This window comes from Bacillus sp. FSL P4-0290 (assembly GCF_037975435.1).
GTDB lineage: Bacteria > Bacillota > Bacilli > Bacillales > Bacillaceae > Bacillus > Bacillus subtilis.
On the sequence record NZ_CP150253.1, the window covers coordinates 3970455 to 3985916 of the forward strand.

Below are 15462 nucleotides of genomic sequence, written 5' to 3' on the forward strand. Positions count from 1 at the left end.
AAACAGATTTTAGGCAGGATGCCTCTTTTCATTTGAACCGGCAAGTGGAGAAAAGTTGAATAGTAAATTTTTAATATATTAATAATTTCAATTTTTTAGTATACTTAACATAGTGAACAATTTCACTGCATCAAGAATAGGGGAGGTTTTTCAATGGGAGAGCTTCAAACACACATGCAATTGCAAACGGATACAATTCACGAAGGGGTTCGAAAAGAGAATTGGTTTGCGAAAGCCATGAATATAAAAGTAGGCATCATACCGCTTCCTGTGTATGCCTTGCTGTTTATATTAATCACTGTTTTTGTTATGCATCACGATGTAAAAAGTGACATTTTGACATCCATTGCCGTCATGGCGTTTTTCGGATTTACCTTTGCCCAAATCGGCAAATCGATACCGATTGTTCGTTCTATCGGCGGCCCGGCCATCCTAGCTACTTTTATTCCGTCCGCTGTCGTGTACTATCACCTGCTGCCTAATGATATCGTCAAATCCACCACAGAATTTACAGAAAACTCAAACTTTCTATATTTGTTTATCGCCGGTATTGTCGTCGGAAGCATTCTCGGCATGAAAAGAGAAACACTCGTAAAAGCATTCATGAAAATCTTTATTCCGCTTATTGTCGGTTCTGTCACAGCCGCTATTGTCGGACTGGCTGTCGGGACATTGCTCGGACTCGGATTTCAGCATACCCTGCTGTACATTGTCATTCCGATTATGGCTGGAGGAGTCGGAGAAGGCGCTATCCCGCTGTCCATCGGATATTCTGACATCATGCCCATTTCTCAAGGGGAAGCGTTTGCACTTGTTCTGCCATCGATTATGCTGGGCAGCTTGTGCGCGATTATTCTAGCGGGATTGCTGAACCGAATCGGAAAGAAAAAACCGGAATGGACAGGCAACGGCAAAGTGGACCGCTCCGAAGAAGAGTCCCCTGCGCTGGAGGAATCACAAAGCGGGCAACAAATGTTCAACCTTTCTTTATTTGCGTCAGGCGGTATCCTTGCTGTTTCTTTATACTTAGTCGGCATGCTCGCTCATGATTTTTTCGGTTTTCCGGCACCCGTTGCCATGCTGTTACTGGCTGTTCTAATCAAGCTGTTCAGATTGGTGCCTGCCTCAATTGAAAATGGCGCGTTTGGAGTGTCCCGCTTTTTTTCAACAGCTGTGACCTACCCGCTTCTCTTTGCGATTGGGGTATCCATGACGCCGTGGGACAAGCTTGTCGCCGCTTTTAACCTCAGCAATATTATTACGATTCTGTCTGTCGTTGTGACCATGATGGCCGTTGGCTTCTTCACTGGAAAATGGCTGAACATGTATCCGATTGAAACCGCCATTATCAATGCGTGCCATTCTGGACAAGGCGGTACGGGTGACGTTGCCATTTTAAGCGCCGCTGAAAGGCTTGAGCTAATGCCTTTCGCCCAAGTGTCTACCCGCATCGGGGGCGCGATTACAGTATCCTTAACCTTATTGCTGCTGCACCAATTTTATTGATACACCTCGGAGCAAGTTCTTCGGAAAACGAAAGAGCTTGCTTTTTTGCATGTCCGTATTTTTGCAAGTTCCCATCCCATGCTATAGTAATAGTTGGAAATACTAGATAGAAAGGAATCTGGCATGCCTATGGGAACTCATCTATTTCTCTTTATGCTTCTCGGGCTTGGATTTTATTTGATATCAGCCCTGGCTGCAAAACTCATTCCGGCCATAGACTTCTGGATTGATATTGTTCTATGGGTCGGCGCTGCAGTTTACATCTTCTCTCATCTCTCATTCATGGACGGCATTGTCTCAATCGCGACAATGTTCTACTGCTATTGGACCGCAATGGATCTCATTGTTTCAGAGCGTGCGGAAAAACCTTCGGGAGACTGGCAGAAAATTGAGCTGGCCAGAAACAAAACACGTCTCCTGTCAGACATTACGCTGACCGCCATTGTGTTTGCGGGCGCTGTCATTTTTTTCATCTATGGACCTGACCCAAGCCCCCTCAAATATGTAATCCTTTTCGGCATGATCTCCGGCGGAGGGGCACTGGTGAAGCGTATACTGAATGTTTTCAGCGTAAAGGTTTTTTATTCAGCTGCCTTAGAAAAATTGCATATCAGCTCTCGCTATGAAACCCGTACATACCCGCTTTCCGATTTGAAGGACATTCAGCTTGAATCAACGGCAGATCTCTTAAAGCTCCATCCGCTTCTGACGATGTATTCATCCCGTTTAGATTTGACAACAAGCTTTCAGCAAGTCATTAAACTGTCTCTTCCCGGCGAAACACTGTTTCTGACGGTGAAGGAACCGCAAAAATGGAAAACAATTCTCCAGGAATACACAGATGCAGAAAACAATGTGGACAATGTGATTTCTGTTTTGCCGTTTTATCATAGAAAAAATGTGAAGCGGCTGCTCGGGAAGCTTTATTTTGCCGCCAGCGTAAAAGGGGTATCCGCTTACGCCTTATTGGTGCTCGCGTTATACGCATTACACGCCTCTCCATGGGTCATGGCTGTTGCCGTAATCCTATATTGGGTATTCAACATGTATATGTCAGACCGTGTGTTGCGGGCGGCAATGGACGCCAAGCCTTGTCATCATCCGCATGTACAGGCAGCGGCCGATAAGATTTTCCGATCGGCCGGCATTTCCCATGTCCGCATATACGAAACGGAGAGTGATGATTACAACGGAATGGCAGTAGGCATGAATGTCGGGAGGTCAATGGTCATCCTGACAAGCGCCACACTAACACTTCCACAGCGTGTCATCGAAGGCATTCTGGCCCATGAGGCAATTCATATCAAAAAACGTGACGTTCTGTCATCACAGCTTTTGCGTTTTCTATATCTTGGAGCTGTCGTTGGGATTTTCCTCTTGTTTGAGCAGCATATCACCCATCCCGAGGCCCACAAAATTGCGCTTTGGGCTTTCATTATGGCAATCATTATCCTATTCCAGCTCTATCAATCCTTTTGTTCACAATGGATGGAGGTGCGTGCTGACAACCTTGGCGCATCCTTGCTGGAGGGCGGTTACAAACAAATGGCTGAAGCCTTGAAAATCTTGGCGGTTCAGCAGGATGAGGACATACAGAAACAAAGTGCCTACAGCTCTGAAGCCGGTGAAGACGAGCTTCAAATTGACTCTCTCACCCGTGATAAAAGCTGGTTTTTCAGATTGATTGATTTTCAGTTCGCTCCTCATCCCCCTATGTATTGGCGTGTCGGCACTTTATTGTCAAACAAAGGACATGGGGTGCTAAAGCGCTGGCTCAGAGACCGCCTGAAAGAATCGATCACTTTGAAATGAAACCGGTCAGCGTTTCATCCGTATAACAGATATGGTGAAAAAAGGGAGTGACCAGAAGTGATAGTGATCTTATTGATAATAGCTATTATTGTTTTTCTTTCAGTCATTCAGCCGCAGCCATCGGATAATAAAATCCGCCAGCAGGCGGACAGCGGGTATTTCGGTTATTCAGATCATAGCTCGCACCATGATGGATTCGGCAGTGACGGAGGTTTCAGCGATTCCGGCTGTGGCGGCGGAGGGGGCGGCGATTAAACGCCGCCTTTTTTTATTTCATTGATTCGATGTACGCACCAAAAGCCGAGCCCGACATGCCTGGGGACACGCGCACACGATGGAGGGCATACATTCCCTGGTCTCTCGAAGCCGCGCCCGGTTCTGTCGTCACGCCCATTTGATAGCCTGTTTTTTCAGCGGCCTTCAGCGTCTCCTCATTGTAGCGCCCTACCGGATAGCTGATGATGGTGGTTTGCTGATGAAACATGTGGTCAAACAGCTTTTTCGAATCCGCCATCTCACTTTGCTGCTGTTGAGGCGTTAATCCGTTCAGCTCAAGGTGGTCAATCGTATGGCTTTCAATCGATATGCCGTGCTGTGCCATTTCCTTCATTTGTTCCTCTGTCAGATGATGCTTATGTCCGATCGATTTGCCGATCATAAAAATCGTTGCCTTCATCCCGTACTTTTTCAGCACCGGATACGCATCTTGATAATTGTCGGTGTACCCGTCATCAAATGTGATCAGCACGCACTTCTCACTCGGTTTTTTATCCTGCGTCAGCATGAGATATGCCTCTTTCGGCGTTAATGTCTGATAGCCGTTATCATGAAGCCACTTCATATGCGCCTCGAATTCTTTCTTTGGCACACGGAGGCTGTTTCCTGAAGAAATGCTGTGGTACATCAAAATCGGCAGCTTTGCCGGTTTCTCTGTTTTGATCCATGCGGATGTATCGTCTTCTTTTTTCTGAACTTGTACTGCCTTTTTTTCCGGTTTCTTTTGTTCCGCTTTTGGCATCGGCTGCTCTGCATTCGCCTCTTGATCAGCGCAAGCCGCAAGAGCCAAACAGCTGCCCAAAAGAAAGATGCTTAAAAACAATCGTTTCATCGTTCTCCTGCTTTCTGTCTATTTCTTCCTCCTTTTTCATCGGTTTGATTCTGAGATTTTCAATAGCAAAAAACCGGACATGTCTCCATGTCCGGTTTTTTTGATCCTATTGAATTCTCACTTCTGTCTCACTGTCAAAGAAATGGCCTTTATTCATATCAAATGCAACCGTCAGCTCATCGCCCGATTGAATATCGAGGCGGGCGTCGATCCGCGCAATAAAGTCTTGGTTGTCTATCTGCGAATAAATCATAATTTCAGAACCGAGCAGCTCTGCAACATTGATTTTCGCCTTAATCGAAGAGTTCTTATATGATTCCACGACAATCAATTCATCATGTATATCCTCAGGACGGATGCCGAAGATGACCTCTTTGCCGATGTAGCCTTTTTCACGCAGCACTTTCATTTTTCCTTCCGGGACGGTTAATGCCGCAGAACCGATTTTGATTAAGCCATCCGTGAGCTTTCCTTTGAAAAAATTCATCGCCGGTGATCCGATAAACCCGCCGACAAAGACGTTTTCAGGGAATTCATATACATCCTTCGGCGTCCCGATCTGCTGAATTTTCCCATCTTTCATGACTACAATCCGTGTCGCCATTGTCAGCGCTTCTGTCTGGTCATGCGTCACATAAATCGTTGTAGTCTGCAATCTCTGGTGGAGCTTAATGATTTCCGCCCGCATTTGCACCCTCAGCTTCGCGTCCAGGTTTGACAAAGGCTCATCCATCAGGAACACCTTTGCATCCCGCACGATTGCCCGGCCCAGCGCAACCCGCTGTCTCTGTCCGCCTGACAGCGCTTTCGGTTTACGGTGCAAATATTCCTCCAGCCCGAGAATTTTAGCAGCTTCCTCTACTCTTTTTTTGATTTCAGGCTTCGGCATTTTCCGAAGCTTGAGCCCGAACGCGATATTATCGTAGACCGTCATATGCGGATAGAGCGCGTAGTTCTGAAATACCATCGCGATATCCCTGTCCTTTGGCGCTACATCATTGACCCGTTTTCCTTCAATATAAAAATCGCCTTTCGAAATTTCTTCAAGTCCTGCGACCATTCGCAGCGTCGTTGATTTCCCGCAGCCGGACGGGCCGACGAATACGATAAATTCCTTATCGGCAATATGAAGGTTAAAGTCATCAACCGCCGGTTCCTTCTGATCATAAAATTTATAAATGTGCTCCATCCGCAATTCAGCCATCTAACATCCCCCTTTGTTATTGTAAACGCTTTCTTATATTGAGTGTAACAGCAATTCCCTCTCGCTAAAATGGGCAGCGTTCATAAAATCATCCAGCCATTTTTCGTGCATATTTCCAATTTATTCTGAACTTTCATTTTGCAGGCAGATAAAATAGGCAAGAAGCGCGCCTTTGTACGATTTGATATCTATCCCTGACCGCTCAATAAATTTATCAATCCGATATTGCAGGCTGTTGCGATGCAGATGCAGCTTTTTCGCTGTTAATGTGACGTTTGAGTTGTTTTCAATAAACAGCTTAATGGTCTTCCTTAGCTCAGCTTCACTTCCAAATAAAAGCTCAGCTTCTTCAGAGAGCAGCGTTTCCAGTTTTTCTTTTTCTGTTTCTAATAATAGAAAAGGAAAGATCATCTCAAAGGTCACACTCTGCACCTGAGGCAGCCGTTTTTCAGCAAACAGGAAATACGCCTGTTCACGAGTGTAATGTTTTCGCAGACACTCATCCGGCTCGTAAAATCTTCCGGCGTAAAAACGGACACTGAAGTAGAAATCACTTTCAAGAACTTTTGCGAGCGATTCCAGTTCGCCCTTCTTCGCCGCCGCTTCACTTTCCTGCTCGACAATCACGCCTCTGTCCTCATGAATCCACACAATCACAAAAGACACCGGCCAAAAATGGCGAACCGCTTCTGTAAAGGACGTCCTTTCTATTTTGCCGAATAAATGAAAGTGAACAAATCTCGTCCGTTTCTTTATGTACGCCGGCAATTCCCCTCTGGAAAAAAGGAACGAAAACCACTTGTTTTCCTCAGGTGATTTCATAGACAGTTGATTGCCCTCATCCGCAGGCGTCAAAAATGATTGCAGCACCAATACTTCTTTTTCACTGATCTCTGTTTTCGGAATGGAGATATACCTCTGATTGCTCTCATCAAAAAAACATAGACAGCCTTCCCTTATGCAAAGCTCCTCAGACACAATCGAACCGGGATAAATAGCCAGCAGCGATTTCATAGAGTCTCCTCTCTTATGTAAGGATCTGTATATTCAGTATAAGGCGAAACACACATGTTCTCCACTAAAAAAGAGTATATCCGGTATAGATAGACGAGAAACTGAAAGGGAAACCTCATTCGTTTACATATTGGCTTCAGCGGAAATAGAAGAGGATATGCAGGACCAAAGGAGGGCCATCTTATGAGTTTCGAAACGTTAAACAAAAGTTTTATCAATGGAAAATGGACTGAGGGAGAAAGCGGACGTACGGAGGACATTTTGAATCCGTATGACCAGTCTGTGATCACAACAGCATCTTTGGCAACGGGCAAACAGCTGGAGGATGCGTTTGGCATTGCACAGAAAGCCCAAAAAGAGTGGGCCAAGAGCACGACGGAAGACCGAAAAGCCGTCCTGCAAAAAGCGCGCGGCTATTTACAGGAAAACCGTGAAGACATCATTATGATGATCGCCCGCGAAACTGGCGGAACGATCATTAAATCAACAATCGAGCTGGAACAAACGATTGCGATTTTAGATGAAGCCATGACGTATACTGGTGAATTAGGCGGCGTCAAAGAGGTGCCATCCGACATTGAAGGGAAAACCAATAAGATTTACCGCCTTCCGCTAGGTGTCATTTCATCGATTTCTCCATTTAATTTCCCAATGAATCTATCCATGAGATCCATTGCGCCCGCAATTGCGCTGGGTAACAGTGTTGTTCACAAGCCTGATATCCAAACTGCTATTTCCGGCGGGACCATCATTGCGAAAGCGTTTGAACACGCCGGTCTTCCTGCCGGTGTCCTTAACGTCATGCTGACGGATGTAAAGGAAATCGGGGACGGCATGCTCACCAATCCAATCCCGAGATTAATCAGCTTTACAGGATCAACAGCAGTCGGGCGCCACATCGGTGAAATCGCCGGGCGTGCCTTCAAACGAATGGCACTTGAGCTCGGCGGCAACAATCCATTTGCCGTTCTTTCAGATGCGGATGTCGATCGTGCTGTGGATGCCGCGATTTTCGGAAAATTTATTCACCAGGGACAAATCTGTATGATTATCAACAGGATCATCGTTCATCAAGATGTGTACGATGAGTTTGTAGAAAAGTTCACCTCCCGTGTCAAACAGCTTCCGTACGGCGATCAAACCGATCCAAAAACCGTTGTCGGCCCGCTGATCAACGAGCGCCAAATCGAGAAAGCACTGGAGATCATTGAGCAGGCAAAGGCAGACGGCATAGAGCTTGCGGTTGAAGGAAAACGCGTCGGAAACGTGCTGACGCCGTACGTCTTTGTCGGTGCGGACAACAACAGCAAAATTGCCCAAACGGAGCTGTTTGCCCCAATCGCGACCATTATTAAAGCTGGCAGCGACCAGGAAGCGATTGACATGGCAAATGATACCGAATACGGCCTCAGCTCTGCGGTTTTCACTTCTGATTTAGAAAAAGGCGAAAAGTTCGCCCTGCAAATTGACAGCGGCATGACCCATGTCAACGACCAGTCCGTCAATGATTCGCCGAATATTGCCTTTGGCGGAAACAAAGCAAGCGGTGTCGGCCGCTTTGGCAACCCATGGGTAGTAGAGGAATTTACCGTGACGAAATGGATTTCGATACAGAAGCAATACCGCAAATATCCGTTCTAAATGAAAAAATCCCTCTGCTTCAAGTACAGAGGGATTTTTCTTTATTTAGATATATCCACAAACCCTTCGCCAAACACATCGCGTACGTCATGAACGATCACAAACGCTTTTTTGTCGCAGCTTCTAATGATTTTTTTCAGCATAGACAGCTCCTGTTTGTTAATGACGATATACAAAATCTCTTTTGATTGGCCCGTATAATTTCCCTTCCCTGATAAAATCGTCACGCCCCGATCCATCAAGGTATTTACCTGCTCTGCAATCTCACTCTTATTTTCTGAAATGACCGTAATGGCTTTTTTCGTATTCAAACCTTCAATAATGAAGTCCATCACTTTGGTACCGATATACAGCATCACGATCGTAAACATCATTTTTTCTGCACCAATAATAAAATAAGAGCTAAATACTACGATTAAATCAAAAAACAAGAGTGCATAGCTGATATTCCAGTCTAAATATTTATTAGCAATTCTGGCCAGAATCGCGGAACCAGCCGTCGTCCCGCCGACCCGGATAATCATGCCGATCCCGACTCCCGCAAATACACCTGCGAAAATCGTATTAATGATCAATTCATCAGACGGAATGCTCCACCCATGTGTCAGATGAAGAAAAAGCGAATTTGCCGCAACCGCAATGATCGTATAAACCGTTGTTTTTCCATCCAGAAACTTGTAGCCGATTAAAAGCAAAAACGCATTTAAGATAAAGTTCGTGACACCAGGAGACCATTGAAACAGATAATACAATATCAGCGTAATCCCAGTGACTCCGCCTTCCCCAAGATCATTGGGAATCGCAAATAAATTAACCGCAAGCGCGAAGAAAAAAGCGCCAATCACAAGCATAAGTACATCCAGCATTCTCTTTTTCATCACGAAAACACTCCTTCTCATTGTTCTGTTCTAGCAAATAAAAAAACCCAGGAGAACGCTCTCGAAAAAGAGCAGAAACTCCTGGGCTTTTATCCCACCGTGTCATAACAGCCAAGCTGCTATGTGTTTTCTCTCGGTCACAGTCCAATTTGCATTGCGGAACCCTAGAAAACCACTGTTTTTATCATATCCTTTTCACTTTCCAATATTAGCATTATAAGGGACGGTTCGAATTGGTTCAAGGGGTATTTGCGGAGTTTTCATCAGATAAGCTGGAAGAAAAAACGATTTATCTATTAAAAAAGAACAGATATAACCGATAAGAAAAAAAGCATATATTTTACAAGTAAATTTAACTATAAATGATAATAATTATGAGAAATTCATAATTTTATATTGACTAAGTGAAATAATATAGGCATTATAGTACATATGTTTCGTACATTTTATTACATAGGAGGAAATATAATGGCAGGAAAACTAGTACCCTGTAAAGCTTGCGGTCAAGAAATTGCAAAGGGTGTAAAAAAATGTCCTAACTGCGGTAAGGATCAACGTAACTTTTTTATGCGACATAAAATCATTACGTTTATTCTCGCAGTTGTTGTCATCATTATTATCGGTAATATGATTGGCGGCGGAGGCGGTTCAGAAGCCACTTCCAAAACATCAAGCGGAAGCAAAGCAGAAACTGAAAAAACATACAATATCGGTGATACTGTAAAAACTGAAAAAACTGAAGTGACAGTTACGAAGGTAGAGGACAGAGATACTGTCGGTACTCAATATGTTGAAAAGAAAGCATCTGATGGTGGTACAATTGTAGCTGTTCAATATACAATTAAAAACGTATCTAAAAAGCCAATAAGTTCTTTTTCAATTCCAACTGTTAAATTAGTTGATGCTGATGGTACTTCTTATGATTCTGATATTGATGCTTCTGTAAACTATGCAACTGAGACAAAAGTTGATAACTCTAAAATTTTGAGTGATCTAAATCCTAATATTAAAGTAACAGGTGTAAAAGCATTTGAAGTTGACAAGGAAGCTTATGCAAAAGGCACTTGGAAACTAAAATTCAGTAATGATGTTATTGTGAAAATCAAATAACAGCTAACAAGGGTGCCTGTTCAGGCACCCTTGTTCTTTAAAGGCCTTCTCTATTGAGAAGGCCTCCATTCTTATTCCGCACTCTTATACCCATTCACATTAGAAGACTGCCATCTCCAGGAATCAGCGCACATTTCCTCAAGGCCGCGTTTCGCTTCCCAGCCCAGTTCCCGCTTGGCTTTCGCAGGATCTGCAAAGCATGTGGCGATGTCTCCCGGACGGCGGTCCGCAAAACGGTACGGAACCTCTTTCCCTGACACTTTTTCAAAGGCTTTGACCATTTCAAGCACGCTGTAGCCTGTGCCTGTTCCAAGGTTGTATGCATCGGCTCCTGTAGAGTTCAATACTTTTTCCAACGCCTTAACGTGGCCTTCTGCGAGATCAACGACGTGAATATAATCGCGTACGCCTGTCCCGTCTTTTGTCGGATAGTCATTTCCGAATACGTTTAATTGCTCGAGCTTCCCGACTGCTACCTGTGCCACATACGGCATAAGGTTATTAGGGATTCCGTTCGGGTCTTCACCGATCCGTCCGCTTGGATGCGCGCCGAACGGGTTAAAGTAACGAAGCAGCGCAACGCTCCACTCATTGTCGGCTGTATGCAAATCACGCAATATTTGTTCAAGCATGAGCTTCGTCTGCCCATAAGGATTTGTCGCGCCTAATGGAAAGTCCTCCGTAATCGGCGATGTTTCCGGAACGCCGTACACTGTCGCAGATGAACTGAATACGATTTTCTTGACGCCGAATTTCTCCATGGCCTCGCATAAAATAAACGTTCCTGTCAGATTGTTATGATAATATTTGAGCGGAATCGCCACAGATTCACCGACTGCTTTTAACCCAGCAAAATGAATCACAGCTTCGATTTCATTTTCAGCAAAAACCGCATCTACCGCTTCCCGGTCCAATAAATCTGCTTCGTAGAACGTTAAATCTTTTCCCGTAATCTCCTTGACACGGTTCAGCGCCTCAGCCGAACTGTTGGACAGATTATCAAGAACAACAATCTCGTAGCCGCTGTTCAATAATTCAACACATGTGTGGCTGCCAATGTACCCGGCACCGCCAGTAACAAGTATTGCCATGATGTAACCCTCCTAAAAAATGACCTGTTTTCATTATATAGTGTTTAAAACCGGTCCACATCCATTTTTAAGAAGTTTAATCGTTTATTAATAGTTTTTTCATATTTTTTAGCTTAAACCCTTGCCAGCAATTCGATAGAGGCTTCAGCAAGAATGTGCTCTTTCATTTCTTGATAGAGCTCGTTCAAGTAAAAGCCCGGCTGAAGATTCAGCTCAGCATCTAAAGCATAGACCTTCAATGTATACGCATGATCCTTGTCAGGCGGTGTCGGCCCGCAATACTGGTGAATCACCTTTGGATCGTTGCTTCCCGCAAGCGGTGAAGCAAAGCTGTTTTGCCCTTGTATCATCAAGTCCTGTCTTTCCTCACTCGCATGTTCAGGAAGCTCTCCGATGTAAGCCGGAATGTTAGCCGCTGTCCAGTGAATCCAGCTGAATCCGCATACGGGAATGGCGTCATGATCGATGAAAGTAAGTGCGAGCGTCTTTGCTCCGGACGGGATGTCATCAAAATGAATCGGAAAGGAGACAAATGGGTTTCCTTCTCTCTTATATTTTTCATTCGCGTATTTTGAATACTTGTCATGTAAATATGGATTTGCTTCTACGTATATGTTCATATGAATCCCTCTCTCTATTTTCTCGTTCTATAGGTATACTAAACGAATGGATGTATAATCAGTGATAAACAAATGCGCATGTAAACTTAACAATTTGTTATGGATAACTTGCAGTGAAGGAGATATTTCATGGATTTAAAATGGCTGCAAACCTTTATTGCCGCAGCGGAATCAGAGAGCTTCAGGGAGGCGGCTGAGCATCTGTATCTCACACAGCCTGCCGTTTCTCAGCATATGAGGAAATTGGAAGATGAACTGGGCATGCGGCTGTTTTTGCATAGCGGAAGACGAGTCGTACTGACTGACGAAGGCAGGCTCTTTTTGCCTTATGCCAAAGAAATGATCCATGTTTACCAAGCTGGAAAGCAGAAAGTCAGCCAATGGAAACAGGGGTACAGCCGATCACTCACGCTGGCCGTACACCCCTACATTGCGTCCTATATCTTGCCTCGATTTCTGCCAGCCTATATCCAAAAACATCCGCATGTCGAGCTTTCAACTCATGTGGCTGGATCTGACGCTATTAAACAAGCGGTGGAACACAATGAAGCTGATATTGGTTTGTCGCGGAAAGACCCGAACACCAACACTCTTTATTATCAGCATATATGCGAAGGTACGCTTTGCCTGGCGGCTCCTTTCCAAGAAAGCAGGCCGGATGCTGCATCCGTCTTAACCCGCTATCGGCTGCTAACGCATGATCATCCGTCATATGGGGATGCCTTTTTAGATAACATCCGATCACATTACCCGTATCTTCAAATGATGGCTGTCGGGCAGACGGATACGGCTGTCCACATGATGAAAGCGGGAATGGGGGCATCTTTCCTCCCTACCTACATTATCAAACAGGAAGAAGCCGAAAAAAAGCTGATGGCTGTAAGCACGCCTGCACATCTAGAAATGCCTGCGTCCCAAACGTTTATGATGTGGAAAAGAAACAGCGAAGACATTCAGCATTTTCACGCCATGTTACATGACTTTATGCAGCGTGAACAAGTATAGCAGCTGAAAAATCAATCTGCCGGTTGACGTTTTTCTTTCCCTTTTTCGCTATGCTTAATGCAGAAAGGATTTGATGACATGGCGATGAGCCCATATATTTTTATTGTATTGATTCTTATTATTTTATCGATGTACCGAGAGAGAGCTGTCAGACCCGGGAAGTTGCTGATCATTCCGCTGCTGCTCTTATGGGGCGTATCAGCATCGTTTCAGCCGGCGTATTTTCATTCCGTATTACATGTGGCGATCAGCGGCATTTTATTATTAATCGGGCTGGCCTGCGGGTTTGGCATTGGAAAGATGGTAAACGTGCGGATTCACCCGGAAACCGGAAAGGTCACTTCACGCGGCTCCCTTGGAAGTGTTATTCTCATTCTAGTGATACTTTCTTTGCGCATGGCCGCGAGAACATGGCTGCCTGAGAGCAACGAGATGTTTATTGCCATTATTCATTCTATGTTCTTCATTCCCCTCGGCACCATCACAGCACGCAACATCATGCTTTACAAAGCATACCGACGGCTGACCGACGGCAAAGTATCCATTCAATAACCGAAAGAAGGATCAGCATGAACGGACAAACTCCGGCTCGGCACTACTACAAGAAGCTTGTGCCGAGCCTTATTCTCATTTTGAATTGCATACAATTTTTATCTCACCCAGCCAAAGCTGATCCCATTTTGTTAGCATTTGTATTTGCGGTATACTTAGCATTCATTTGGATCATTCCCTATGTGGCATCCACTGCTGTTAGTTTGTGCATATTCATCGGACTCTGGCTCCTGACCGATTTCTTTTGGGCTGTTTCCGGCCAAGAGCAGGGTGCCGCCTATTTTTTGATTGTATTTTTAATGATATATGCCGCCTTTAGACTCCCTTCACGGCTATCCTTGATCTTCACAGCATGTTTAATTGGAGGCAACATATTACTCCTATCCTCACAAGGGGGAAGCTTGAATACCATCATCAGCAACATCTCGATCATGCTCGGTCTGTACGTCCTCTTCTCCTCCATGCGTTTCAGACGAGAAGCGAGAAGGGAGGCTGAACGGAATCATGCTGAATTGGCAAAAATGCATGTGCAGCTGGAGCATGCTCATAAAGAACTCCAGAAAGCGCATGCAGAGCTGCAGGAGGCTTCTGTTCTTTCATTAAGGTACGCGGTCCTTGAGGAACGTACAAGAATTGCCCGCGACATTCATGACAGCATCGGTCACGAGCTGACTTCTGTGATTGTTCAGCTTCAATCCCTTCCCTATATCCTTAAAAGCAGCAAGGAGGATTCAGAAAAAGTCATTCAAAATGTACTGAGTGTCGCCAGGGAGTGTCTTCAAGAAGTGCGGTCTGTTGTTCACCAAATGGGCCGTAGTGAATCGATGGTGGGGCTTACCGCTTTGCGGGGGCTCATTCATCAAGTGGAGGAACGGAGCGGCTTGCACGTTTCTTTAGATACTGCCGGACTGTCAGAAGAGTCTTGGCCTCCAAACGTGAGCGAAACGATCTACCGCATCTTGCAGGAAGCGCTGACCAATATCATTCGTCACGCTGACGCTTCTCATGCGGCGGCCGTCATTTCTAATGACAAGTCCCATCTCTATGTCACAATCACCGACGACGGACAATTCACCGGCAGCCTTACTTATGGATTTGGCCTGACAGGAATGAAAGAGCGCGCAGAAAAAGCAGGCGGTTCCCTTACTTTCAGTGCCGTACAGCCGAGCGGCCTGAAAATTGAGCTGTCATTGCCGCTCATGACAACGCATAAGGAGCAAAAAGATGAACAAAGATAACATACGCGTCGCGCTTGCCGATGATCAGCCGCTTGTGCGTGAAGGCTTCCGCTACATCATCAACGCACAGCCGGATATGACGGTTTCTGGCGAGGCCGGCGACGGTCACGATATTATAGCACTCGCAAAACAAACAAAACCCGATGTCATCCTCATGGATGTCCAGATGCCGCATTGCTCAGGCATCGAAGCGGCGAAAGACATTATGTCCGCACTTCCAGATACAAAGATAGTCATTTTAACCACCTTTGACACGGAAGAATACGTATTTGAAGGCATCCGTGCGGGCGCAGTCGGCTATCTGCTGAAGGATACACTTCCTGAGGAGTTGATAGATGCGATTCGCGCTGCGGCGAGAGGCGAGGCGATTTTCCGTACAGTCACAGCTGCTAAAATTATCAGTGAGACATTTCGAGCGAAACAACAGCCTCATGCAGAAGAACTGGCAGAGCCGTTCACCAAAAGAGAGCTTGAGGTTCTTCAGCAAATGGCCTACGGACTGAGAAATGAGGATATTGCTGAAAAGCTTTTCGTCAGTGAAAGCACTGTGAAAACCCACGTGCACCGCATCCTGCAAAAATGCAATGCCCAAGACCGGACACAGGCAGTCGTTTTTGCCATTCGAAACGGTATTGTGCAATAGAAATCTCTCATCCCGCCATGCTAAAATAAGACAAAGGAGA

The 15462-nt window shown here is 45.2% G+C and carries 15 protein-coding genes and 1 riboswitch; of the genes, 9 read left to right on the top strand and 6 right to left on the bottom strand.

Translation table 11 applies throughout. The annotated features are described in order from the left end of the window. The first annotated feature begins 153 nt into the window (after positions 1 to 153). From cimH to MKY10_RS20785, 3 genes are all read left to right on the top strand, one after another. Complete coding sequence (gene cimH / locus MKY10_RS20775; RefSeq protein ID WP_003227271.1) at positions 154 to 1506, top strand: citrate/malate transporter CimH; 1353 nt, start codon at positions 154 to 156, stop codon at positions 1504 to 1506. Positions 1507 to 1629: 123 nt separating this feature from the next. Further along, on the top strand, positions 1630 to 3318 hold the full coding sequence (locus tag MKY10_RS20780) for a M56 family metallopeptidase (RefSeq protein ID WP_080348072.1): 1689 nt from the start codon (positions 1630 to 1632) through the stop codon (positions 3316 to 3318). 57 nt (positions 3319 to 3375) lie between these two features. Next, positions 3376 to 3573 carry a hypothetical protein gene (locus tag MKY10_RS20785; RefSeq protein WP_029318634.1) on the top strand — a complete coding sequence of 66 codons (198 nt, stop codon included), beginning with the start codon at positions 3376 to 3378 and terminating at the stop codon, positions 3571 to 3573. A gap of 13 nt (positions 3574 to 3586) precedes the next feature. Here the strand turns inward: MKY10_RS20785 and MKY10_RS20790 are convergent, their stop codons facing one another. From MKY10_RS20790 to MKY10_RS20800, 3 genes are all read right to left on the bottom strand, one after another. Continuing rightward, complete coding sequence (locus MKY10_RS20790) at positions 3587 to 4426, bottom strand: polysaccharide deacetylase family protein (RefSeq protein WP_003227265.1); 840 nt, start codon at positions 4424 to 4426, stop codon at positions 3587 to 3589. Between the two features lie 106 nt (positions 4427 to 4532). Further along, positions 4533 to 5630, bottom strand: coding sequence for a maltodextrin ABC transporter ATP-binding protein MsmX (gene msmX, locus MKY10_RS20795; protein WP_003227263.1), 1098 nt, complete (start codon positions 5628 to 5630; stop codon positions 4533 to 4535). Between the two features lie 120 nt (positions 5631 to 5750). Further along, positions 5751 to 6644, bottom strand: coding sequence for a PucR family transcriptional regulator (locus MKY10_RS20800; RefSeq protein ID WP_003227261.1), 894 nt, complete (start codon positions 6642 to 6644; stop codon positions 5751 to 5753). A 183-nt stretch (positions 6645 to 6827) separates the two neighbouring features. Here MKY10_RS20800 and MKY10_RS20805 point away from each other — a divergent pair, with 183 nt between their 5' ends. Continuing rightward, positions 6828 to 8285: an aldehyde dehydrogenase family protein gene (locus MKY10_RS20805; RefSeq protein ID WP_003227259.1), complete on the top strand. Its 1458-nt coding sequence runs from the start codon at positions 6828 to 6830 to the stop codon at positions 8283 to 8285. Positions 8286 to 8326: 41 nt separating this feature from the next. On the opposite strand, the gene MKY10_RS20810 is transcribed toward MKY10_RS20805, so the two are convergent. Continuing rightward, positions 8327 to 9163 carry a YitT family protein gene (locus MKY10_RS20810; RefSeq protein ID WP_003242615.1) on the bottom strand — a complete coding sequence of 279 codons (837 nt, stop codon included), beginning with the start codon at positions 9161 to 9163 and terminating at the stop codon, positions 8327 to 8329. Between the two features lie 76 nt (positions 9164 to 9239). Next, positions 9240 to 9342: riboswitch (guanidine-I (ykkC/yxkD leader) on the bottom strand. A gap of 388 nt (positions 9343 to 9730) precedes the next feature. Between MKY10_RS20810 and MKY10_RS20815 the strand changes: the two genes are divergently transcribed. After that, entirely contained in the window at positions 9731 to 10273 is a 543-nt protein-coding gene (locus MKY10_RS20815; RefSeq protein ID WP_003227255.1) for a DUF4352 domain-containing protein, read from the top strand. Positions 10274 to 10344: 71 nt separating this feature from the next. On the opposite strand, the gene galE is transcribed toward MKY10_RS20815, so the two are convergent. Together galE and MKY10_RS20825 are read right to left on the bottom strand one after the other, a co-directional pair. Further along, positions 10345 to 11364 carry a UDP-glucose 4-epimerase GalE gene (galE, locus tag MKY10_RS20820; protein WP_003227253.1) on the bottom strand — a complete coding sequence of 340 codons (1020 nt, stop codon included), beginning with the start codon at positions 11362 to 11364 and terminating at the stop codon, positions 10345 to 10347. A 113-nt stretch (positions 11365 to 11477) separates the two neighbouring features. Further along, complete coding sequence (locus tag MKY10_RS20825; RefSeq protein ID WP_003227251.1) at positions 11478 to 11984, bottom strand: YbhB/YbcL family Raf kinase inhibitor-like protein; 507 nt, start codon at positions 11982 to 11984, stop codon at positions 11478 to 11480. A 129-nt stretch (positions 11985 to 12113) separates the two neighbouring features. On the opposite strand from MKY10_RS20825, the gene MKY10_RS20830 reads away from it, so the two are divergent. The 4 genes from MKY10_RS20830 to yxjL all read left to right on the top strand — a co-directional run bounded on the left by MKY10_RS20830 (position 12114) and on the right by yxjL (position 15422). Continuing rightward, entirely contained in the window at positions 12114 to 12989 is an 876-nt protein-coding gene (locus MKY10_RS20830) for a LysR family transcriptional regulator (RefSeq protein ID WP_029726185.1), read from the top strand. A 78-nt stretch (positions 12990 to 13067) separates the two neighbouring features. After that, complete coding sequence (locus MKY10_RS20835; protein ID WP_029726184.1) at positions 13068 to 13541, top strand: DUF1453 family protein; 474 nt, start codon at positions 13068 to 13070, stop codon at positions 13539 to 13541. A gap of 17 nt (positions 13542 to 13558) precedes the next feature. Then, on the top strand, positions 13559 to 14779 hold the full coding sequence (gene yxjM / locus MKY10_RS20840; protein ID WP_003227246.1) for a two-component system sensor histidine kinase YxjM: 1221 nt from the start codon (positions 13559 to 13561) through the stop codon (positions 14777 to 14779). Next, the gene (gene yxjL, locus MKY10_RS20845) at positions 14766 to 15422 is read left to right on the top strand and encodes a two-component system response regulator YxJL (RefSeq protein WP_003227244.1); all 657 of its coding nucleotides are present in this window, start codon (positions 14766 to 14768) and stop codon (positions 15420 to 15422) included. The genes yxjM and yxjL overlap by 14 nt, the downstream gene beginning before the upstream one ends. Positions 15423 to 15462: the final 40 nt, after the last annotated feature.

Excerpts from the sequence above, each read along its gene's own strand:
- MKY10_RS20800 (WP_003227261.1), bottom strand. The coding sequence starts at position 6,644 with ATGAAATCGCTGCTGGCTATTTATCCCGGTTCGATTGTGTCTGAGGAG.
- MKY10_RS20780 (WP_080348072.1), top strand. The coding sequence starts at position 1,630 with ATGCCTATGGGAACTCATCTATTTCTCTTTATGCTTCTCGGGCTTGGA.
- MKY10_RS20830 (WP_029726185.1), top strand. The coding sequence starts at position 12,114 with ATGGATTTAAAATGGCTGCAAACCTTTATTGCCGCAGCGGAATCAGAG.
- yxjL (WP_003227244.1), top strand. The coding sequence starts at position 14,766 with ATGAACAAAGATAACATACGCGTCGCGCTTGCCGATGATCAGCCGCTT.
- galE (WP_003227253.1), bottom strand. The coding sequence starts at position 11,364 with ATGGCAATACTTGTTACTGGCGGTGCCGGGTACATTGGCAGCCACACA.
- MKY10_RS20805 (WP_003227259.1), top strand. The coding sequence starts at position 6,828 with ATGAGTTTCGAAACGTTAAACAAAAGTTTTATCAATGGAAAATGGACT.
- MKY10_RS20790 (WP_003227265.1), bottom strand. The coding sequence starts at position 4,426 with ATGAAACGATTGTTTTTAAGCATCTTTCTTTTGGGCAGCTGTTTGGCT.
- MKY10_RS20825 (WP_003227251.1), bottom strand. The coding sequence starts at position 11,984 with ATGAACATATACGTAGAAGCAAATCCATATTTACATGACAAGTATTCA.
- MKY10_RS20835 (WP_029726184.1), top strand. The coding sequence starts at position 13,068 with ATGGCGATGAGCCCATATATTTTTATTGTATTGATTCTTATTATTTTA.
- MKY10_RS20810 (WP_003242615.1), bottom strand. The coding sequence starts at position 9,163 with ATGAAAAAGAGAATGCTGGATGTACTTATGCTTGTGATTGGCGCTTTT.
- yxjM (WP_003227246.1), top strand. The coding sequence starts at position 13,559 with ATGAACGGACAAACTCCGGCTCGGCACTACTACAAGAAGCTTGTGCCG.
- msmX (WP_003227263.1), bottom strand. The coding sequence starts at position 5,630 with ATGGCTGAATTGCGGATGGAGCACATTTATAAATTTTATGATCAGAAG.
- MKY10_RS20815 (WP_003227255.1), top strand. The coding sequence starts at position 9,731 with ATGCGACATAAAATCATTACGTTTATTCTCGCAGTTGTTGTCATCATT.
- cimH (WP_003227271.1), top strand. The coding sequence starts at position 154 with ATGGGAGAGCTTCAAACACACATGCAATTGCAAACGGATACAATTCAC.